This is a genomic window from Ralstonia sp. 25mfcol4.1 (assembly GCF_900104095.1).
In the GTDB taxonomy this organism is placed as follows: domain Bacteria; phylum Pseudomonadota; class Gammaproteobacteria; order Burkholderiales; family Burkholderiaceae; genus Cupriavidus.
This window is the reverse complement of record NZ_FNJO01000021.1, coordinates 54,437-74,886: the sequence shown is the minus strand read 5'-3', so window position 1 is coordinate 74,886 and position 20,450 is coordinate 54,437. Positions and strand designations below refer to the sequence as shown.

Sequence of the window (20,450 nt, the reverse complement as noted above, 5' to 3'; positions counted from 1 at the left end):
AGCACATGGCCCGCCTCACGCCCTCCGAGGCGAATCAGAAATAAAAAAGCGCGCGGGGTTGCCGCGCGCAGTGAGGCGGGAAGGACGTCGGTTAGGCGGCCTTCCTTCGAGGAGACAAAGTGGAAAGTCTCGGAAAAACCGTAATTTCGTTGGCGGTCAGAAGCGATAGCCCACGCCGGCGCTAAACAGCCACGGGTCGAGGTTGACAGTCGACACCTTGACACCATTGGCGTAGACGTTGCTGGAAATCCAGACCTTTTTGGCGTCCACGTTCAGGAACCAGTTCTTGTTGAGCTTGTAGTCCATGCCGATCTGCAGGGCCGGACCCACGCTCCACTTGTCCAGACCCAGCGTGCCACCGGCCAGATCGGCGCCATAGATGCGTGTCGCGTTCACGCCGGCACCGACGTACGGGCGGAACGTGCCGTTCGGCAGGAAGTGGTACTGCAGCAGGATGCTCGGCGGCAGGTGCTTGAACGTGCCGATCTTCGTTCCGTCAAGGCTCACGTCCTGCTTCTGCGGGATGGTCAGCACCAGTTCGGCCGCGATATGCGGCACGATGAAATACGTGATATCGACTTCCGGAATCCACTTGTTGTTGACGTGGATGCGATCCGATGCCCCAACGCCGCCTACGGGGTCCGACTTGTTGGCCATGTCCAGATAGGTGCCGCGCAGGCGCACCATCCAGTTGCCCTGCGCTTCGTCAGCGGCGACGGCAGGCGCGGAAATGGTGCCGATGGTGGCGGCGGCGAGCGCCATGCCAATCGAGGAAACGAGGGTCTTGCGGCGGGGAGAAATTGCAGTGGTCATGTTGGTCAGGCACAAAACATCGAAAAAGTGCGACCAGTGTGTCTTGTGCGAGGCACCCAAACCTTGATGCAGGACAAGTGAAGTGCAGCCCACGCAAATTGGATGGAACTGCGTCGTCAATGCGCGACACCGCTGCGGCGTCGCCGCCCCGCGCGGGCTTGCGACACAAGGTGAATGCTTCTATGGACATGCGGATTTATTCGTGGCGCAGCCGCTTTGCGGCCCTTACGCTGTGGGCTCGTGGTTGTGCACCGCGCATGTCGTGGGCGTCCGTCAGGACGTCTTTTCAGGTGTGCCCTGTGGGGGCAGGGCACACCGTTTTTCAGCCAGATCAGCGGATCAGTTCAACCCGCGGATCACGCAGCCCGGGCCTGGTCGTGGCCCTGCGCCCGCAGATGCCGGTTGACGCCCGACACCATGGCCTTCAGCGATGCCGTGACGATGCTGGCGTCCACGCCGGCGCCAAATCCCGTCGGCGAATCGCCAACCCGCACTTCCACATAGCAGGCCGCATTGGCATCGGCGCCGGTGGTCATGGCGTGCTCGTGATAGTCCATCACCCGCACGGCAATGCCCAGGCCGCGTGAAAACGCATCGACGGTGGCATCGATGGGCCCGTTGCCCGCACCGCGCACCCGCACCGGCTGCCCGTCGCGTGTCACTTCCATCTCGATTTCCACGGCGTTGTCGCTGGTCGACACCATGCGGTGCGACACATAGCGCAGCGGCGCATCTACGTCGAGGTACTCGCGGCGGAACAGTGCGTAGAGGTCCTCGGCGCTGGCTTCCAGCCCGGTCTCGTCGGTCATCACCTGCACCGCGCGGCTGAACTCGATCTGCAGGCGGCGCGGCATGAAGATGCCATGGGCCTGCTCCAGCAGGTACGCCATGCCGCCCTTGCCCGACTGGCTGTTCACGCGGATCACCGCGTCGTAGCTGCGGCCCAGGTCGGCGGGGTCGATCGGGAGGTAGGGCACTTCCCAGATGGCGTCGGGCTTCTGTTGCGCAAAGCCCTTGCGGATGGCGTCCTGATGCGAGCCCGAGAAGGCCGTGAAGACCAGATCGCCCACGTACGGATGGCGCGGATGCACGGGCAGCTGGTTGCAGTGTTCCACGCACTGGCGCACTTCGTCGATATCGGAAAAATCGAGTTCCGGATCCACCCCCTGGGTGTAAAGGTTCAGCGCCAGCGTGACCAGATCGACGTTGCCGGTGCGTTCGCCATTGCCGAACAGGCAGCCTTCCACGCGGTCGGCGCCGGCCATCACGGCCAGTTCGGCGGCGGCCACGGCGGTGCCGCGGTCGTTATGCGGATGGACGGACAGCACGATGTGTTCGCGTCGCGCCAGATGCCGGTGCATCCATTCGATCTGGTCGGCAAAGACGTTGGGCGTGCTGCATTCCACCGTGGTCGGCAGGTTCAGGATCATCGGGCGCGCAGCATCCGGCTGCCAGACGGCCGACACCGCATCAGAAACTTCCAGCGAGAAATCAAGTTCGGCCAGGCTGAAGGTCTCCGGCGAGTATTCGTACGTCCAGGCCGTTTCCGGCATGGCATCGGTCAGCTCGCGGATCAGGCGCGTGCCGGACACGGCCACCTCCTTGATCTCGTCGCGCGACGCATTGAAGACGATGCGGCGCCAGGCCGGGGCGATCGGGTTGTAGAGGTGAACGGTGGCGCGCCTGGCGCCGCGCACGGATTCCACGGTGCGACGGATCAGGTCTTCACGCGCCTGCGTCAGCACCACGATGGTGACGTCGTCCGGAATGCGGTCTTCCTCGATCAGCATGCGCACGAAATCGAAATCGGTCTGCGATGCCGACGGGAACGCGACCTCGATTTCCTTGAGACCGACCTTCACCAGCTGTTCGAAGAAGCGCAGCTTGCGGGCGCTGTTCATCGGCTCGATCAGCGCCTGGTTGCCGTCGCGCAGGTCGGTGCTCATCCAGCGCGGTGCGCGGGTGATCTGGCGCGATGGCCACGCACGGTCAGGCAAATCGACAACGGTGGCGGGACGGTACTTGGCGGCGGGGTTGCGCAACATGGGCATGGCATCTCCTTCCTCGCTAAGGAAGCATCAGGAAGCGGCTCGGCATACGAGGGCTTCGCGTGAACGGAAAAAACGGAAAGACGGAAAAAAGTGGCGAACGGCTGCCGAACTGCCACAGGGCACTAGGCCCGGCAACCGATCGGTAGGCCTAGCAGTAGCGAGGAAGCGCCCAGCAGGGCGCGGCACGACGTCAGGGCGGCCAGCGAACCATCAACACGCGCGCGCACGGCGGCACCGATGCGCGAGGCATCTGCGGCGTGGCGGAGGATGAGGGCGTTGGCTGGCATCGTGCGAGAAGGATATCGTCGCGCCATCTAAGCGCGGACGAACAGGAGGAGGGTAGTGCAAAACGCACCACAGCGTCAACCGTCGGCATGTCGTCTGACAGGTCTGATTCGGCCGGCAATGCGGGGCACCGCACGTCAGAGCTTTACCCCGAACGGATGAGTTCCACCCGATATGTGGGTTGGCGCTCAATCCTCTGGCCAGTACATCGCCATTCACTTCCCGCCTAGGCTGGCAGCAGCAGGAACGGGATCGATAACGACAAGGGGGCAATCATGCGTACACGTACGTGGACGGGGTGGATCGCGTGCATGGCGACGGCCATGCTGATGGCGGCATGTGGCGGCGGTGGCGGCAGCTCGGGCGCCGGCACGACGGCCCCCGCGGGCACCGGAGGCGATGCCGGCGGCAACGGCGGTGGCGGCAGCACGGCCGTCGCCAAGTCGTACACGCTGGTCATGAACCGTACGTCGGGGCAGGTAGCCGTGGGCAGCACCATCTCGCTGACGGCATCGGTCGTCGACGATCTCGGCAACGATGTCACGGGCGCCACGACCTTCGTCTGGAACAGCGGCAACGGCTCTGTGGGGGCGGTGGCCAACGGCACCATTCCTGGCAGCGCCGTGGTGACCGGCGTGGGCGTGGGCACCACGTCGGTGAACGTGGCGGCAACGGTGGCCGGCGCCAATGGCACCACCACCGTGCTCCCACAGGTGGCCGCCACGATCACGGTGGTGGCACCGGGCGTGCGGACGTACAGCCTGGCGCTGCCATATCCGGTGCTGTCGATGACCAATGGCCAGGTGCTGCCGGTAACGGCATCGCTGATCGACAGCGACGGCGCGGACCGCTCGGGCGCAGCCACGGGCTGGACATGGCGCAGCAGCACGACGGCCGTCCAGGCCACCGGCACCACCAACGTGGGCACGCTGCGCGGCGTCAATACCAGCGACACGACGGCGCAGTCCTTGGTGACGGTGCAAGTCACCGCCCCCGACGGCAATACCTTGACCGCCGCCTTCCTGGTGTCGGTATTCAAGACCAGCGTGTCGACCTATCGCCTGGTGCTGTCGCAGTACGGCAAGCAGATCAACGCGTTGAACGTGCTGAACGGCTACCCGCAGACCTACGACTCGCGCGTGCTGCGCAATGACGAGAGCGATGCCACGGCCGCCTTCACCGGGCTGTGGACGTACATGACCACCTCGCCCTCGCTGGCGGTGGTGCCGAACTCGGCCACGCGCGTGACCACGGTGACCACCAGCCGCCCGACCGGCATCGCCCCGCTGCAGAGCGTGCTGGAGGAAATGGCCGGCAGCCTGACGCTCACCGCCAAGCCACGCGCCCAGCTGCTGGTGACCGAGCAGCCGACATGGGGGCTGATCTATAGCGGCCCGGACCCGTTCATCGTGCCGGGCGGCGGTGCGCCGGTCTCCGCGCACCTGCTGCACCGTGGCATCGACGAAGGCATCATGGGATGCAATGGCACGTGGAACTGGGAGGTGGGCAGCGGTCCGGTGTCGATCGTGCCGCATGGGGGCAACCTGGCGTCGGTGGTGCCCACCGGCTCAGGACCCTTCACGGTGATCGTCTCGTGTACCGCCGGGACCGAAGCCATGCCGGTGTCGCTGACGATTCCGGGCGTGGCGCAGTAGGGCCGGTTGGACGCGAAGAGTGTCCGCCGGGGGGGGGGCGGGTTGTTTCGTTGGGTGGGCGTACCCGTTTCTGCGTAGCGACCCCCGACATCCGGTTATGCGCTCCGCTCTCCCATGAATGGGAGAGGGGTTGGGGGAGAGGGCAGGCGTTTCAACAAGGATCGGCGGGATTTGAACCTCCGGACCCTCTCCCCCGGCCCCTCTCCCGCGCTGCGGGAGAGGGAAGCAAACAGGCGGGGTCCAGTGCAAAGCGTACCCGTTTCTGCGTGCGGTCCAATCAGGTCCCACCAAAACAAAACGGCGACCCCAAGGGATCGCCGTTGTCATTGCCGAGCCGCTCGGGCCGGTGCCGCCATCAGGATTTGCGTACGAAGCGGATGACCTGCTCGTTGCTGCCGCCGGAAGCGGCACTGCCCGTACCGCCAGAACCGGCGCCCGACGTGTTCGAGCCGCACGTGCCGCAGCCGCTGTTCGTATCGCAGCCGCTGGCGCACCCCGCGGCCTGTGTCGGGGCCAGACGCCGCGCCAGCCATCCGCGCCAGCCGCGGGCAGCCACGCCGCCCAGCATCGCCGCCAGACGCGCCTTCGCGCGCTCCCGTGTGCGTGGCATATAGCGCCCCGCGACGTGGATGGCGCAGCCCAGCACGATCAGCGGAACGATCAGGGTTTCGAAGGCGTGATAGAGCGTCATGGCCGTTGGACTCGAAGGTGGCGAGTCAGTTTCCTCGCAATCAGGTGAGCGCCAGCGCCACGCGGTACGTGACGAACGACGCGACATAAGCCAGCCCGGCCAGGTAGGCGGCCGAGGCGGCCATCACCTTCCAGGAATTGGTCTCGCGGCGGATCACCGCCAGTGTGGAAATGCACTGTGGCGCGAAGACATACCAGGCCAGCAGCGACAGCGCCGTGGCCAGCGACCATTGCGCCGCGATCATCGGCGCGAGCTGCACCGCCACGGCATCGTCGCTGCCCGACAGCGCGTACACCGTGGCCAGCGCACCCACCGCCACTTCACGTGCGGCCAGGCCCGGCACCAGCGCGATGCAGATCTGCCAGTTGAAGCCGATCGGGGCAAACACATGCTCCAGTGCGCGGCCGATCATGCCGGCGAAGCTGTAGTCGATCGGCGGCATGGTGGCGCCTTCGGGCGGCGACGGGAACGTGGCCAGGAACCACAGCAGCACGGTCAGCGTCAGGATCACCTTGCCAACGCGCGACAGGAAGATGCGCGCACGCTCCCACAGGCCGATGCCGATATCGCGCGGATTCGGCACGCGGTACGACGGCAGTTCCATCAGCAACGGATGGTCGGTGCGGTCGCGGCGGAACCACTTCAGCACGTAGGCCACCAGCAGCGCGCTGACGATGCCGGCCACATACAGCACGAACAGCACCAGGCCCTGCAGGTTGAACAGGCCGGCCACGGTGCGCTCCGGAATGAACGCGCCGATCAGTAGCGCATACACGGGCAGGCGCGCCGAGCAGGTCATCAGCGGCGCCACCAGGATGGTGGTCAGCCGGTCGCGCGGGTCCTGGATCGTGCGGGTGGCCATGATGCCCGGAATCGCGCAGGCAAAGCTGGACAACAGCGGGATGAACGACCGGCCCGACAGGCCCGCGCCCATCATTAGGCGGTCCAGCAGGAACGCGGCGCGCGGCAGGTAGCCCGATTCCTCGAGTGTCAGGATGAACAGGAACAGGATCAGGATCTGCGGCAGGAAGACGATCACGCTACCCAGGCCGGCGATCAGACCATCCACCAGCAGGCTCTTCAGCATGCCGTCGGGCATCAGGCCGCCGATCCATTCGCCGAAGAAATGCACGCCGGCCTCGATGCCGTCCATCATCGGCTCGGCCCACGAGAACACGGCCTGGAACATGAAGAACAGCAGCACGGCCAGGATCACCAGGCCGAACACCGGGTGCAGCACCACGCGGTCCACGGCGTCGTCGAAGCGCGCGGTGCGGGTGGGCATCGTCACGGCGGCGTCCAGCAGGCGCTTGACCTCGGCGTGGGTGTCCAGCTCGGACACGCTGTCGAGTGCCTGCGCCGGCGGTGCCGGGGGCAGCGTCTCGTCGAACAGCTTCACCAGCGCGGCGGCGCCGTCGCGCTTGACGGCCACGGTCTGCACCACGGGCACACCCAGCGCCCGCGACAGCGCATCGCGGTCGATCACGATGCCACGGCGCGCCGCCGCATCGCTCATGTTGAGCACCACCACCATCGGCAGGCCCAGGCGGCGCAGTTCCAGCACGAAGCGCAGGTGCAGGCGCAGGTTGGTGGCGTCGACCACCGAGACCAGCAGGTCGGGCCGCACCTCGCCGGGACGCTGGCCCATGCAGACCTCGCGCGTGATGGCTTCGTCCAGGCTGGCCGAATGCAGGCTGTACGCGCCGGGCAGGTCGAGGATGCGCACGGTGCGGCCGGCCGGCGAGACGAACTGGCCTTCCTTGCGCTCGACGGTCACGCCGGCGTAGTTGGCCACTTTCTGGCGGCTGCCGGTCAGGCGGTTGAACAGTGCGGTCTTGCCGCAATTGGGGTTGCCTACCAGCGCGATGCGCAGGGCGGAGGCATTCTGGGCAACTGACATGATGGATTAGGGTCAGGCGACGCGCGGGCAGGCCTTCAGGCGATGCGCTGGGCGTCGGAATCGGAAGCGTCGGTCGTATCGGCCGTTCGGGCCATATCGGCCTGGCTTGCCGGGGCGATGCTCGACACGGTGGCGCTGGCTACCTCCACGGCAATGCGATCGGCCTCCGAGCGGCGCAGTGCAAAACGCGTGTAGCCCACCTGGGCGACCAGCGGATCCTTGCCGAACGGACCGAAGGTGACAATCTGCACGGATTCGCCCGGCACGAAGCCAAGATCGCGCAGACGTCGCGCGACAGGGTCGCCAGGGGTGGCATCGTCCACCGATTTCACAATGGCGACCGTGCGCCGGGGCAGTTCAGACAACCGCATATGCTTCCAGTCCAAGGGCGGATCGCCGCCACGCGGCAGGGAAAATCCTGCCGGGTACGTAAATAGAAATCGTTCTCGATTGTATAGCATTCGCGCCATTTGCGCGCTGAAGCCACACCGTTGTTAGCCGTTTGTAATGTGGACGGAATAATTCGCCCTGCCGGACGTTTACGTGTAACGACTCTCTCCCTTGCCGCGCCCTGGCGCCCCGATACCGATGGACAACGATTTCTCAGACGATGCGCTGCGCGAAGTGATTCCGAGGCTGCGCCGCTTTGCGGTGTCGCTGACGCGGAACGAGGCCAGCGCCGACGACCTGGTGCAGGCGTGCCTGGAACGCGCCCTGTCGCGCCGTGTGACGCGGCAGGAAGGCGGCGACCTGCGCGCCTGGTTGTTCTCCATCCTCTACCGGCTGTTCATCGACGGCCAGCGCCGCGCCAAGCGGTACGCGGGCTTGCTGACGCTATTCGGGGTCGGGAGTGACGAAGACAGCGTCCCCTCCACGGAAGACGTGGTGCTGACCCGCTCGGCGCTGGACAACTTCAACCGGCTGTCAGCCGAACAGCGCGCCTTGCTGATGCTGGTCACGGTGGAAGGGCTCAGCTACCAGGAGGCCGCCGATGCGCTCGACGTGCCGATCGGCACCGTCATGTCCCGCATTTCGCGGGCGCGCAAGGCGCTGCGCGAACTCACCGACGGCAAGGTCGTCCATACACCCCTGCAGGTGCTCAAATGAATACCCTGATGCCCACCGAACCGGAACTGCACGCCTACGTCGATGGCGAACTGGACGAAACGCGCCGACTGCAGATCGACGCACTGATCGACAGCCACCCGGACCTGGCGCGCCAGGTGCAGGAGATCCGGCTCGACATGCAGCGCCTGCGCGCCAGCATGGAGCCGCCCCCGGCCGACACGCCGGCCCGGCTCGACCCATTCCGCATCCGGCGCGGCCTGCGCGACCGCCTGCGGCACCGCGTGGCCATTGCCGCGTCGCTGGTCATGGCGCTGGCCGTCGGCGGCATGGGCGGCTGGCAGTCGCGCGAGATCGCGCTGCGCCAGAGCTATCCGCCGATGGCCGACGCGATGTCGGCCTATCGGCTGTTCGCCGTCAGCGCCACACCGGAGATGGTCGACGTGAAGGTCGATGCCACGGCCACCGACGCGCGCGAACTCCAGACATGGCTGAATCGCCATTTCGTGCAGCCAGCGCCGCTGCCCGATTTCTCGGCCTATGGGTTCCATCCCGTGGGGGGCCGGTTGATGTCGAGCGAACAAGGCCCGGCGGCGATGATCCTGTACCGGAACCCGCAGATGCAGGCGATTGTTTACTACGTGCGGCCGCAGGGCGAACTGCGCCTGCGTAACGGGTCGCGCACCGAAGGCAACCTGATGGCCCAGTACTGGCGCAATGGGCGCTATCTATATGCCGTGGTCAGTCCAACCGACAATCCGGCCGCGTTGCCCGTGCAGCGCGCCGTTGCGCCGGGCGATACCTGAAAAGATATGCAGCGAGGAAATAGCGGCCGGGTGTCGATCGTCATACTGGGACACAGAGCATGACCGCAGTCCCATGCATGTGCTCCAGGATGAAAGGATCGATGATGAAACGGAACCACCCCCTGCTGGCCGCCCTGGCCACCGCCGCCGCCTTCACTTTCGCGCAAGGCGCGATGGCGCAGGTCACCCCCGCACCGCAGACCCCGGCCGCTGCCGCCGCTGCTACCGCCCCTGTCAGGAACATCGTGCTGGTCCACGGCCTGTATGCCGATGGATCGAGCTGGGAGAAAGTCATCCCGCTGCTGCAGGCCCGCGGCTACCACGTGACGTCGGTGCAGAACCCCACCACGTCGCTCGATGCCGATGTCGATGCGGTCAGGCGCGCACTGGCGCTGCAGGACGGCCCCACGCTGCTCGTCGCGCACTCGTATGCGGGCATGGTGATCAGCCAGGCCGGCGACGATCCGAAGGTGGCCGGCCTGGTCTATATCGCCGCCCGGGCTCCCGATGCCGGCGAAGACTATCCGGCGCTGACGCGCAGGTTTCCGGCCGCGCCGGCCTCGGCAGGCCTGCAGTGGTCGGCTGACGGCTACGGCAAGCTGTCCGAGCAGGCGTTCGTCAATGACTTTGCCGGCGACCTGCCGAAGGCGGAGGCCGAAGCCTACTACGCCGTGCAGCAGCCGATGGGCAAGGCCGTCACCATGGCCCGCACCACCGTGGCGGCGTGGCGCCACAAGCCGACGTGGTACGCCGTGTCGACCCAGGACCGCACCATCAATCCCGACCTGGAGCGTTTCATGGCCAAACGCATGGGCGCGTTCACGATCGAGATTCCGGCAAGCCACGTGTCGCTGATCTCCCATCCGAAGGACGTTGCCGACCTGATCGTGCAGGCGGCCAGCGGGCAGGGCTCGGCCAAGGTGGCCAGCACCGGGACGGACAAGGCTCTTCACGCCGCGATCGCGCCGCGCGACCCGTTTGCTGATGGCGCCTAATCTAAGGGATTACCCCGGCCGGGTGGGGGAATCAGCCTGCCTGAGCACCTTTCTCCCGTGAATCCCGCGTGAATAACACGTTTGCGGTATTGGTGCGGCGCACCCGCCGGCCCTAAGCTTCACGCACGCTGAACACCCCGTTCCACGCGTACTTCAGAGCCGCTGGCCCCCTGGGCCGGTGGCTTTTTCTTTTTCCCCGGGCCGGCTCGCCCGGCTAGACGGCCGACTGCGCCGCCGCTGCCCTGACTGTGGCCACGAAGTGGTCTCGCGCGGGATGATCGGGCGCCTGCTTCCACACGCAGTAGACCTCCGATGGCACCGTGGCGTCGGCCAGCGGCCGGAACGCCGCCCCCGCCATGCCTGAGCGCGCCATGGCGGCCGGCACCACGGCCACCCCCATGCCCTGCGATACCAGCGACACCACCGACAACCAGTGGCGCACCTCGTGCCGGATGCGTGGATAAAAGCCGTGTGCCGCGCACATGTCGAAGATGCGGCTGTAGTAGTCGGGCGAGGCCTCGCGCGAAAACAGCACGAACGGCTCGCCGCGCAGGTCGGTCAGGGCCACCGTATCGCTGGCCGTCAGCGGGTGGTCGGCCGGCATGCAGCAGACGAACGGTTCGGAATGCGCCAGCGTGGCCGCCAGTTCATCGGGCACCCGGCTGGTGTGGACAAAGCCCGCATCGAGTTCGCCATGCAGCAGGGCATCGATTTGTTCCTGCGAATTGAGTTCGGTCAGCGCCACATGGATGCCGGGATAGCGGCGCTGGAATTCCTGCAGCCGCTGCGGCAACCCGCGATACAGCATCGACCCGACAAAGCCCACCCGCAGGCGGCCCACCGCGCCGGCCTCTATCTCGCGCGCCAGCAGCCGTGCCGATTCAGCTTGCGCCAGCAAGGCGATAGCCGATTCCTGAAATGCCCGGCCGGCGGCGGTCAGGCGCACCCCGCGGCTGTCGCGCTCGAACAGCCGGGCGCCTACCGACGCTTCGAGCTGCTGGATGTTCAGCGAGAGCGGCGGCTGTGAAATCGACAGGCGCCGGGCGGCGCGGCCGAAGTGCAGTTCCTCGGCCAGCACGAGAAAGTAACGCAGGTGGCGGAATTCCATGGCGATACAAATTTTGTATTGATCAAGCCAATTTTAGAATTGGACGCGAATCGTTGGCGATCAAATAATGGATCCCAAACCATCCCGCCCGCCGTTCTGCAGGGCAGGGAGCCAACGGAGACACCGCATGCCGACCAGCGCCACCCGCCCCGCCGCATCGCCGCCCGCGCCACTTTCCCCGCCTTACGGCCAGCCAGACGCCCATCCGGTGCCCGACCGCCACGGTTCGAGCCTGTTCGCGGCTGACCCCGACCTGCGCGCGCTGCTGCCGCTGTACCTGCCAGCCGACCTGTTCAATCACCTGCTGCCGCACCTGGAGCGCATGGGCGCGCTGGCCGGCGGCGTGCTCGACGAACTCGCCAACGTGGCCGACCACGCCCCGCCGACGCTGTCGCATCGCACGCGCACCGGGCTGGACGGCCAGCGGATCCACAAGCATCCCGCCTACGTCGAACTGGAACGCGTGGCGTTTTCGGAATTCGGCCTGGCCGCCGCGTCGCATCGCGGCGGGGTGCTGGGCTGGGACAAGCCGATGCCGCCGGCAGCCAAGTACGCGCTGACCTATCTGTTCGTGCAGGCCGAATTCGGCCTGTGCTGCCCGCTGTCGATGACCGACTCGCTGACGCGCACGCTGCGCAAGTTCGGCGACGCGGCACTGGTCGACCGATTCCTGCCCAACCTGACCACGCAGGTGTTCGACGACCTGTACCAGGGCGCGATGTTCATGACCGAACAGGGTGCCGGCTCGGATGTGGCCGCCACGGCCACGCGGGCGATCCGCGACGACAGCGCCGAAGGCGGCTGGCGCCTGGTGGGCGACAAGTGGTTCTGCTCGAACCCCGACGCCGCACTGGCCATGGTGCTGGCGCGCGTCGAAGAGGCCGATGGCACGGCCGTGGACGGCATCAAGGGCGTGTCGCTGTTCCTGCTGCCGCGCACGCTGGCCGATGGCAGCGCCAACCACTACCGCATCATCCGTCTCAAGGACAAGCTGGGCACGCGCTCGATGGCCAGCGGCGAAATCCGCCTGGAAGGCGCGCACGCGCACCTGGTGGGCGAACTGGGCCGTGGCTTCGTGCAGATGGCCGACATGATCAACAACTCGCGGCTGTCCAACGGCGTGCGGGCGGCCGGCCTGATGCGCCGCGCGCTGACCGAGGGCCAGTTCATCGCCCGCGAGCGCCGCGCCTTTGGCAAGCGGCTGGCCGACATGCCGCTGATGCGCCGCCAGTTGCTCAAGCTCACACTGCCCACCGAGCAGGCCCGCACGATGGTGTTCCAGACCGCCGAGGCGCTGCGCCGCGCCGACGCGGGCGAGGCCGACGCCTATCCGCTGATGCGCATCCTGACGCCGCTGATCAAGTTCCGCGCCTGCCGCGACGCCCGCAAGGTGACCGGCGATGCGATGGAGATCCGCGGCGGCTGTGGCTACATCGAGGAATGGAGCGACCCGCGCCTGGTGCGCGACGCCCATCTGGGATCGATCTGGGAAGGCACCAGCAACATCGTCGCACTCGACGTGCTGCGGGCCATCCGACGCGAAGGCTCGCTGCCGGTGCTGCAGGCGCATCTGAGCGGTCTGCTGCACGACACGCCGCTGCAGGCGCAGGCGCGCGAAGTGTTTGCCGCAGCCATCGCCAATGCCGCCGCACTGGCCACGCGTGCGGCCGAGGCCGGTGCCGATGGCGACGTGCTGGCCCGCCAGGCCGCGTCGGCGCTGTACCACGTCACCAGCGCCGTCGCCATGGCCTGGGAAGCGGGCCGGATCGGCTCCGTGCGTCGCATGCGCCTGGCGCAACTGGTGCTCGTGCATCGCGTGCTGCCGCAAGACCCGCTGGGCGGCGGCACAGAGCCCGACTGGCTGGCCGATACCGTGGCCCCGCCGGCCGATGGCGCGGTGCGCGCGGCCGGTCCGGTCGATCAGGTCAACGTGTTCTGACGTTCGGCAATCTGCTGTTCTGAACGGGCGCGCCGCCAACCCGAATCGCGCGCCCAATATAAAAAAGCTTCACCGGAGACAACGCATCATGCCCCAATGGCACCGCCGCGCGGCCCTGGCCGCCTTTGCCTCGCTGGCCGCCTGCACGCTGTTTGCAACGGCCACCCCCGCCTTCGCGCAGAAGGATTTCCCGAGCAAGCCGATCATGCTGGTGGTGACCTACCCGCCGGGCGGCCCGACCGATGCGATGGCCCGCACGCTGGCCGCCGCGCTGAAGAACAGCCTGGGCCAGCCCGTGGTGGTGGAAAACCGCGCCGGCGCAGGCGGCAACATCGGTGCCGAGGTGGTGGCCCGGGCCGAGCCTGACGGCTACACGCTGATGTTCGGCACGTCGGCGCCGCTGGCGATCAACGTGAGCCTGTATCGCAAGATCAACTACGACCCGGTCAAGAGCTTCGCGCCGGTGATCCAGATCGGCCAGTTGCCCAATGTGCTGGTGGTGAATCCGGCCGTGCCGGCCAAGAACGTGCAGGAGCTGATTGCCTATGGCAAGGCGCATCCCGGCAAGCTCAGCTATGCGTCGTCGGGCAACGGGGCGTCGTCGCACCTGGCCGGCGTGCTGTTCAACAACCTGGCCGGCACCGACTTCCAGCACGTGCCGTACAAGGGCACCGGCCCGGCGCTGAACGACCTGCTGGGCGGCCAGGTGAGCATGACCTTCACCGACGTGCTGACCGCGCTGCCCTTCATCAAGAGCGGCAAGGTGCGCGCGCTGGGCGTGACCACCAAGGGCCGCTCGCAGGCGCTGCCCGATGTGCCGACCGTGGCCGAGCAGGGTGTTGCCGGGTTCGATGTTTCGGTATTCTTTGGCGTGGTGGCACCGGCGGGAACGCCCCCCGCCGTCATCGGCAGGCTGAACCATGCGTTCGCCGACGCGCTGCAGCAGCCCGAAGTCCGCAAGACGCTGCTGGCGCAGGGGCTGGAACTGGCGCCGTCCACGTCGCCAGAACAGCTGGGCAACTTCGTGAAGGCCGAGGTCGGCAAGTGGCGTACCGTCGTACAGAAATCCGGCGCACAGCTGGACTGACATCACGACAACAGCATCACAAGGAAGAGACATGACGCCATCCCAAACCGGCACTAGCGGCAAAAGCGGCGCGCTGGCCGGCATCCGCGTAGTGGATTTGTCACGCATCCTGGGCGGTCCGTTCTGCGGGCAGATCCTGGGGGATCACGGGGCCGACGTGCTCAAGATCGAACCGCCACAGGGCGACGACACGCGCACCTGGGGCCCCCCGTTCCGCGACGGCGTGGCGTCGTACTACTTCGGCCTGAACCGCAACAAGCGCGTGATGAAGCTGGACCTGACGGCCGACGCCGACCGGGCCGTGCTGCTGGCTTTGCTGGCCGATGCCGATGTGCTGGTCGAGAACTTCAAGACGGGCACGATGGAGAAATGGGGGCTGGGCTACGACGCGCTGTCGCAGCGTTTTCCACGCCTGGTGCATTGCCGTGTGTCGGGCTTCGGTGCCGATGGCCCGCTGGGCGGCCTGCCCGGCTACGACGCCGCCATCCAGGCGATGGCCGGCATCATGAGCATCAACGGCGAACCCGACCGCGACCCGCTGCGCGTGGGTTTGCCGGTGGTAGACATGGTGACGGGCCTGAACGCGGCGCTGGGCGTGCTGCTGGCCCTGCAGGAGCGCGAGCGCAGCGGGCGCGGGCAGTTCGTCGAGGCGGCGCTGTATGACTCCGGCCTGTCGCTGCTACATCCGCACGCGGCCAACTGGTTCATGAGCGGCAAGACGCCGGGCCGCACCGGCAACGCGCATCCCAACATCTACCCGTACGACACGGTGGCCACGGCGACCGATCCGATCTTCCTGGCCGTGGGCAACGACCGGCAATTCCGCATATTCTGCGAGCACATCGGCGTGGCGGAACTGGCCGACGACGAACGCTTTGCCACGGCCGGCGCGCGCTCGGTCAACCGGGCGCAGCTGAAGGGCACGCTGGAATCGAAGCTGGCCGCGTGGGATGGCAAGGCGCTGGCCGACGAACTGTCGGCGGCCGGCGTGCCGTGCGCGCCTGTGCTGTCGGTGCCCGACGCGCTGACGCATCCGCACACCGCGCACCGCGGGATGGTGGTGGAGATGCCCGGCGGCTACAAGGGCCTGGGCGCCCCGGTCAAGCTGAGCCGCACGCCGGCCACCTACCGGTTTGCACCGCTGACGGAGGGCAATGCGTTCCTGCCGAGAGAAGCGGCGAACGATTGAGGTAGCTGTTGCCCCCCTCTCCCGCACGGCGGGAGAGGCGTTGGGGGAGAGGGCCAGCAGTTCAAACAACGACAAATCGCAATGTGAACCTCGACGCCCTCTCCCCCACCCCTCTCCCATAAATGGGCGAGGGGAGCGCATGACAAGCGGTGTCGCTCACCCCGGAATCATCCCCGTCAGCCAGTAAGCCTGGATCATCGTGATCACGCCCACGATGAACGCGAACAGCAGGCTGTGCTTGACCGTGAAGCGGAACAGCTCCGATTCCTTGCCGACCAGGCCGGTTGCCGCGCAGGCCACGGCGATCGACTGCGGCGAAATCATCTTGCCCGTCACGCCGCCCGTGGTGTTGGCGGCCACCAGCAGCGTGTCAGACACGCCGATCTGGTGCGCCGTGGTGTGCTGCAGCGAGCAGAACAGCGCGTTCGACGACGTATCGGAGCCGGTCAGGAACACGCCCAGCCAGCCCAGCAGCGGCGAGAAGAACGGGAATGCGGCGCCGGTACCGGCCAGCAGCAGCGCCAGCGTGGACGACATGCCCGAGTAGTTGGCCACGAAGGCAAATGCCAGCACCAGGCCGATCGACAGCACCGGGCGGCGCAGCTCCAGCAGCGTTTCGAAGAAGGTGGCGATGGCGTCGCGCGGCTTCATGCGTAGCAGCACCACCGAGATGACCGCCGTCAGCAGGATGGCGGTGCCGACGGCGGACAGCAGGTCGAGCTTCAGCACGGCCTCGTAAGGCTTGGGCGCTGCCACGATCGGCGCGGCCTTGATGACGAGCTGGTCCAGCATCGGCACCTTGAACTTGAGCACCGTACCGGCCAGCGCGCCATTGGCGGCAAACAGCGCCTTGAACGACGGCAGGCTCCACACCGTGACGATGCCGGTCAGGATGCCGAACGGCGCCCAGGCGCGCACGGTCTGGCCGAACGTGTACGGCGATGGCTTGCGGTTCGACGGTGCACCCATGCCGCCGCCAAAGCCGGCCATGGCGACCGTGCCGCCCGACATCGTGCCGGCGGACGAACCACGTGCCGCCTGCGATGCCGAACGCGGCTGCCACACGCGCAGGAACGACGCCAGCGCGATCAGGCTGACCAGTGCGGACGTGATGTCCGGCAGTTCGGGCCCGATGTGATTCGACGTGAAGTACTGCGTCACCGCGAAGCTGCCGCCCACCACGAACGCGGCGGGCCATGTCTCGCGCACGCCCTTCCAGCCGTCCATCATGAACACCAGCCAGAACGGCACGGCCAGCGACAGCAGCGGCAACTGGCGGCCGGCCATCGCGCCGATGTGCATCGGGTCGATGCCGGTGACCTGGCCGGCCACGATGATCGGGATGCCCATCGCGCCGAAGGCCACCGGCGCCGTGTTGGCGATCAGGCAGAGCCCGGCCGCGTACAGCGGGTTGAAGCCCAGGCCCACCAGCAGCGCGGCCGTAATGGCCACCGGCGCGCCAAAGCCAGCCGCGCCTTCCAGGAACGCGCCGAACGCAAAGCCGATCAGCAGCATCTGCAGGCGCTGGTCGTCGGTGATCGACAGCACCGACGCGCGGATCACGTCGAACTGGCCGGTCTTCACGACGATCTTGTACAGGAACACCGCCGTGACGATGATCCAGGCGATCGGCCAGAGCCCGTAGGCAAAGCCGAAGCCGGCGGCGGCAAACGCCTGCTGCGCGGGCATGCCGTAGGCGAAGATCGCCACGACCAGCGCCAGCGCCAGGGTGACGGCGGCCGCCACGTGGCCCTTCATGCGCAGCACGGCCAGCGCGACGAAGAAGAAAAGGATGGGTACCGCCGCTGCGAGCGCGGACAGCCAGAGGCTGCCCAGCGGCGTATATAGCTGGGTCCAGGGTTGCACGGGATGTCTCCTCGTTGGTGTTTAAGTTCTTGAATTCTTGTGGGTGGCGGCGCCGGTGCCGGCGCGGCTACCCGGGCTGGTTCCGTTCGGCCAGCAGGTCCGACAGGCTCTTGGGCGCGGGGGTCAGCGGCTGGCGATGCTGGGTCCAGCCCATCTGTGCTGCCGGCGTGAAGGCGCGCAGCCGCGTGGCGGCCCAGCGGAACACGCGGTAGGCGGCCGGATGCGCGAACGCCCCGCTCCAGAAGCGCCACACCAGGTGTTCGCGCCTGCTGTACTTCGCGCCCTGGCCCTTCAGCGGATGCGGCACGGCCTCGTCGGGGTTGCGGTTGGCCTCGGTACGCAGCCGCACCAGCAGCTGCGGAATCGGAATGCGCACCGGGCATACCTCGCCGCAGGCGCCGCACAGGCTCGATGCGGTGGGCAGGTCGGCCGTGGCGTCGAGACCCAGCAGGTGGGGCGAGATGATCTTGCCGATCGGGCCCGGATAGGTCGTGCCGTAGGCGTGGCCGCCGATGCGCGTGTAGACCGGGCAATGGTTCATGCAGGCGCCGCAGCGGATGCACTGCAGCGTGGCGCGCAACTGCGCGTCGGCATAGGCCTGGCTGCGGCCGTTGTCGAGCAGCACCAGGTGCACTTCGTGCGGGCCGTCCTGCTGGCCGGGCTGGCGCGGGCCGGAAATCAGGTTGAAGTAGGTGGTGATGGCCTGGCCCGTGGCCGAGCGCGTCAGCAGGCTCGACAGCGGCACGATATGCGCCAGGCTGGCTACCACCTTTTCCATGCCCATGACGGCCACGTGCACGTTGGGCACGGTGGTGGAAAGGCGGCCGTTGCCCTCGTTCTCCACCAGCCAGAGCGTGCCGGTGTCGGCCGCCGCGAAGTTGACGCCCGACAGGCCGATGTCGGCTTCCACGAACGCCTGGCGCAGCGCGCGCCGGCCGGTCTGGATCAGCGCGTCCACGTCCTCCGTGTAGGGCGTGTCCGGGATGTGCTGCTCGAACAGCGTGGCGATGTCGGCCTTGGTCTTGTGGATCGCCGGCATGACGATGTGCGACGGCTTTTCGCCGGCCATCTGGACGATGTACTCGCCCATGTCCGATTCGATGCAGTCGATGCCGCGCTCCGCCAGGTAATGGTTCAGCTCCATTTCCTCGCTGGCCATCGACTTGCCCTTGATCACGCGTTTCGCGGCGTGGTTCTGGGCGATGCGATGGATGATCGCGTTGGCCTCGTCGGCCGTCTCGGCCCAATGGACCTGCACGCCGGCCTTCGTCAGGTTGGCTTCGAGTTGCGTCAGCAGGTCGGGCAGGTTGGCCAGCGCGTGCTGGCGCACCGCTTCGCCGAGGTCGCGCAGGTGTTCCAGTTCGTCGCCGTCCGGAAACTGCACGGCGCGCTTTTGCTGCAGGAAGTCCATCGCGCCGCGAAAGCTCTGGCGCAGCTTGAGGTCGTCCAGCGCCTCGCGCGCCCGGGCGCGGAAGTCGGCGGCGGGAACGAAGTGAAGGGTCTGCTGGCTCATTGTGCGGCACCTGCGGCGTGATCGTTGACGATGACGACCCAGAGCTGGCGCGGGCCATGGGCGCCGTAAGCCAGCGTCTGCTGGATGTCGGAGGTCTTGGACGGGCCCGACACCATCACCAGGTTGGTGGGCATGCCATCGGTCCAGCGCTCGGCACGCACGGCGCTGTGCAGGTCGGGATGCAGCGTCGACGCGTAGACCAGCGCGATATGGATCGGCGGCACCAGCGACATCGTGCGCGGCGATCCGGCATCGGGAGCCAGCACCAGCGTGCCGGTTGCGGCCAGGCCCGAGCGGGCCACCGTGAAGCCGGCGTCGACGGTATCGAACAGCTCGGCCTTCCATGCGTCGATTGGACGGTCGAAGTCCAGCGTGGCGGTGCCGGCGCGCAGCGCGCGCGCCAGCGCGGCGCCTTCGGGGCGGGCCGTGTCCAGCAGCAGCCGGCGCACGCCTTCGGCGGCGAGCCGGGTTGCAACCCAGGCGGGCCAGCCAGCGGCGTCGGTACAGCACACCTCGGCGTGCGACGCGCTCAGCGCGGCCTGCATCGACGCCACCATGGCGTCAACCGGCGGGCGCTCGCCGCGCCGCGTGTCGAAATGTGCGTCGATGCGGCGGTCCAGTTCGGCGGTGTCCGCGGCCAGCGTCGATCCGGAAGTCGGCACGGCGGCGCGCAAACGGCCCAGCATGCGCTCGCGGGCGGTCATGGCGGTCATGCCGCGCCTCCGGTACGGCGCCAGAGGAACGACGCCAGGTGTTCCACCGGCAGCGGCGCGCCGGCATGGGCGGCCGCGTGGCCGATATTGAGCAGGCAGCCGCAGTCGGCGGACACGAGGCGGTCGCAGCCGGTGGCGCAGGCGGAAGCCACCTTGTCGCGCACCATGGCGCCCGAGATATCGGCGTGCTTGAGCGAGAACGTGCCGCCAAAGCCGCAGCATTCCGATTCCCGCACGTGCTCGACCCGCGTCACGCCCGGCAGCGCATCGACCAGCGCCACGCCATGGGCACGCGTACCCATTTCTCGACGGGCGGCGCACGACGTGTGCAGCACCACGCGTTCATGATCGCCGGCCGGCACGTGGTCAAAGCGCACATGCAGCACATTGAGCAGGAATTCCGCCAGTTCGTAGACCCGCCCGGCGATGTCGCTGGCCAGCCGTGCGGCCTCCGGATCATCGGCGAACAGCGTCGGCCAGTGGTGGCGCATCATGCCGCCGCACGACCCCGAGGGCACGATGATCGGCCAGGGTTCGCGGAACAGTTCCAGCTGCGCGCGCGCCACCTTGCGGGCCTGCTCGGGATTGCCGCTGCTGTAGGCCGGCTGTCCGCAGCAGCTTTGGCCGCGCGGAAAGTGGACGGTCAGGCCCTCGCGCTCCAGCAGACGCACGGCGTCGAGACCGGCCTGGGGCACGAACAGGTCGACGAGACAGGTGCCGAACAGATAGACCTGTTGCGGGACGGTCGTGGGGTATTGCCTGGATTGCATTGTC

The 20,450-nt window shown here is 67.4% G+C and carries 17 protein-coding genes; 7 read left to right on the top strand and 10 right to left on the bottom strand.

Translation table 11 applies throughout. The features are described 5' to 3' along the window. Nucleotides 1-156: 156 nt before the first annotated feature. Together BLQ58_RS26440 and leuA are read right to left on the bottom strand one after the other, a co-directional pair. Nucleotides 157-762, bottom strand: a complete 606-nt coding sequence (locus BLQ58_RS26440) for an OmpW/AlkL family protein (RefSeq protein ID WP_029050756.1) — start codon at nt 760-762, stop codon at nt 157-159. Between the two features lie 407 nt (nt 763-1,169). Beyond that, on the bottom strand, nt 1,170-2,858 hold the full coding sequence (gene leuA, locus BLQ58_RS26435; protein ID WP_175460017.1) for a 2-isopropylmalate synthase: 1,689 nt from the start codon (nt 2,856-2,858) through the stop codon (nt 1,170-1,172). A gap of 566 nt (nt 2,859-3,424) precedes the next feature. Between leuA and BLQ58_RS26430 the strand changes: the two genes are divergently transcribed. After that, nucleotides 3,425-4,804, top strand: coding sequence for a hypothetical protein (locus tag BLQ58_RS26430; protein WP_254776174.1), 1,380 nt, complete (start codon nt 3,425-3,427; stop codon nt 4,802-4,804). A gap of 355 nt (nt 4,805-5,159) precedes the next feature. On the opposite strand, the gene BLQ58_RS26425 is transcribed toward BLQ58_RS26430, so the two are convergent. From BLQ58_RS26425 to BLQ58_RS26415, 3 genes are read right to left on the bottom strand one after another with little or no spacing between them, the layout of a single operon-like run. Further along, nucleotides 5,160-5,495, bottom strand: a complete 336-nt coding sequence (locus tag BLQ58_RS26425) for a DUF6587 family protein (RefSeq protein WP_029051631.1) — start codon at nt 5,493-5,495, stop codon at nt 5,160-5,162. 40 nt (nt 5,496-5,535) lie between these two features. Next, nucleotides 5,536-7,395, bottom strand: coding sequence for a ferrous iron transport protein B (gene feoB, locus BLQ58_RS26420; RefSeq protein ID WP_029051630.1), 1,860 nt, complete (start codon nt 7,393-7,395; stop codon nt 5,536-5,538). Nucleotides 7,396-7,430: 35 nt separating this feature from the next. Beyond that, nucleotides 7,431-7,766: a FeoA family protein gene (locus BLQ58_RS26415; protein WP_049815987.1), complete on the bottom strand. Its 336-nt coding sequence runs from the start codon at nt 7,764-7,766 to the stop codon at nt 7,431-7,433. A 217-nt stretch (nt 7,767-7,983) separates the two neighbouring features. Between BLQ58_RS26415 and BLQ58_RS26410 the strand changes: the two genes are divergently transcribed. From BLQ58_RS26410 to BLQ58_RS26400, 3 genes are all read left to right on the top strand, one after another. Beyond that, the gene (locus BLQ58_RS26410) at nt 7,984-8,502 is read left to right on the top strand and encodes a sigma-70 family RNA polymerase sigma factor (RefSeq protein WP_029051629.1); all 519 of its coding nucleotides are present in this window, start codon (nt 7,984-7,986) and stop codon (nt 8,500-8,502) included. Further along, nucleotides 8,499-9,266 carry an anti-sigma factor family protein gene (locus BLQ58_RS26405; protein WP_029051628.1) on the top strand — a complete coding sequence of 256 codons (768 nt, stop codon included), beginning with the start codon at nt 8,499-8,501 and terminating at the stop codon, nt 9,264-9,266. Before BLQ58_RS26410 ends, BLQ58_RS26405 begins: the two co-directional genes overlap by 4 nt. Nucleotides 9,267-9,370: 104 nt before the next feature. Continuing rightward, nucleotides 9,371-10,261 carry an alpha/beta hydrolase gene (locus tag BLQ58_RS26400; RefSeq protein ID WP_092603302.1) on the top strand — a complete coding sequence of 297 codons (891 nt, stop codon included), beginning with the start codon at nt 9,371-9,373 and terminating at the stop codon, nt 10,259-10,261. A 214-nt stretch (nt 10,262-10,475) separates the two neighbouring features. Here BLQ58_RS26400 and BLQ58_RS26395 read toward each other — a convergent pair whose 3' ends face one another. Continuing rightward, nucleotides 10,476-11,369: a LysR family transcriptional regulator gene (locus BLQ58_RS26395; RefSeq protein WP_092603283.1), complete on the bottom strand. Its 894-nt coding sequence runs from the start codon at nt 11,367-11,369 to the stop codon at nt 10,476-10,478. 127 nt (nt 11,370-11,496) lie between these two features. Here BLQ58_RS26395 and BLQ58_RS26390 point away from each other — a divergent pair, with 127 nt between their 5' ends. From BLQ58_RS26390 to BLQ58_RS26380, 3 genes are all read left to right on the top strand, one after another. Continuing rightward, nucleotides 11,497-13,308, top strand: a complete 1,812-nt coding sequence (locus tag BLQ58_RS26390; RefSeq protein ID WP_092603281.1) for an acyl-CoA dehydrogenase family protein — start codon at nt 11,497-11,499, stop codon at nt 13,306-13,308. Nucleotides 13,309-13,396: 88 nt separating this feature from the next. After that, complete coding sequence (locus tag BLQ58_RS26385; RefSeq protein WP_029051700.1) at nt 13,397-14,395, top strand: Bug family tripartite tricarboxylate transporter substrate binding protein; 999 nt, start codon at nt 13,397-13,399, stop codon at nt 14,393-14,395. 31 nt (nt 14,396-14,426) lie between these two features. Continuing rightward, entirely contained in the window at nt 14,427-15,584 is a 1,158-nt protein-coding gene (locus BLQ58_RS26380) for a CaiB/BaiF CoA transferase family protein (protein WP_049816003.1), read from the top strand. 156 nt (nt 15,585-15,740) lie between these two features. On the opposite strand, the gene BLQ58_RS26375 is transcribed toward BLQ58_RS26380, so the two are convergent. From BLQ58_RS26375 to BLQ58_RS26360, 4 genes are all read right to left on the bottom strand, one after another. Further along, entirely contained in the window at nt 15,741-17,450 is a 1,710-nt protein-coding gene (locus BLQ58_RS26375; protein ID WP_092603279.1) for a lactate permease LctP family transporter, read from the bottom strand. Nucleotides 17,451-17,517: 67 nt separating this feature from the next. Further along, entirely contained in the window at nt 17,518-18,963 is a 1,446-nt protein-coding gene (locus BLQ58_RS26370) for a LutB/LldF family L-lactate oxidation iron-sulfur protein (protein WP_092603277.1), read from the bottom strand. Next, nucleotides 18,960-19,676, bottom strand: coding sequence for a LutC/YkgG family protein (locus BLQ58_RS26365; protein WP_092603275.1), 717 nt, complete (start codon nt 19,674-19,676; stop codon nt 18,960-18,962). Before BLQ58_RS26365 ends, BLQ58_RS26370 begins: the two co-directional genes overlap by 4 nt. After that, nucleotides 19,673-20,446: a (Fe-S)-binding protein gene (locus tag BLQ58_RS26360; RefSeq protein WP_092603273.1), complete on the bottom strand. Its 774-nt coding sequence runs from the start codon at nt 20,444-20,446 to the stop codon at nt 19,673-19,675. The genes BLQ58_RS26365 and BLQ58_RS26360 overlap by 4 nt, the downstream gene beginning before the upstream one ends. Between the last annotated feature and the right edge of the window lie 4 nt (nt 20,447-20,450).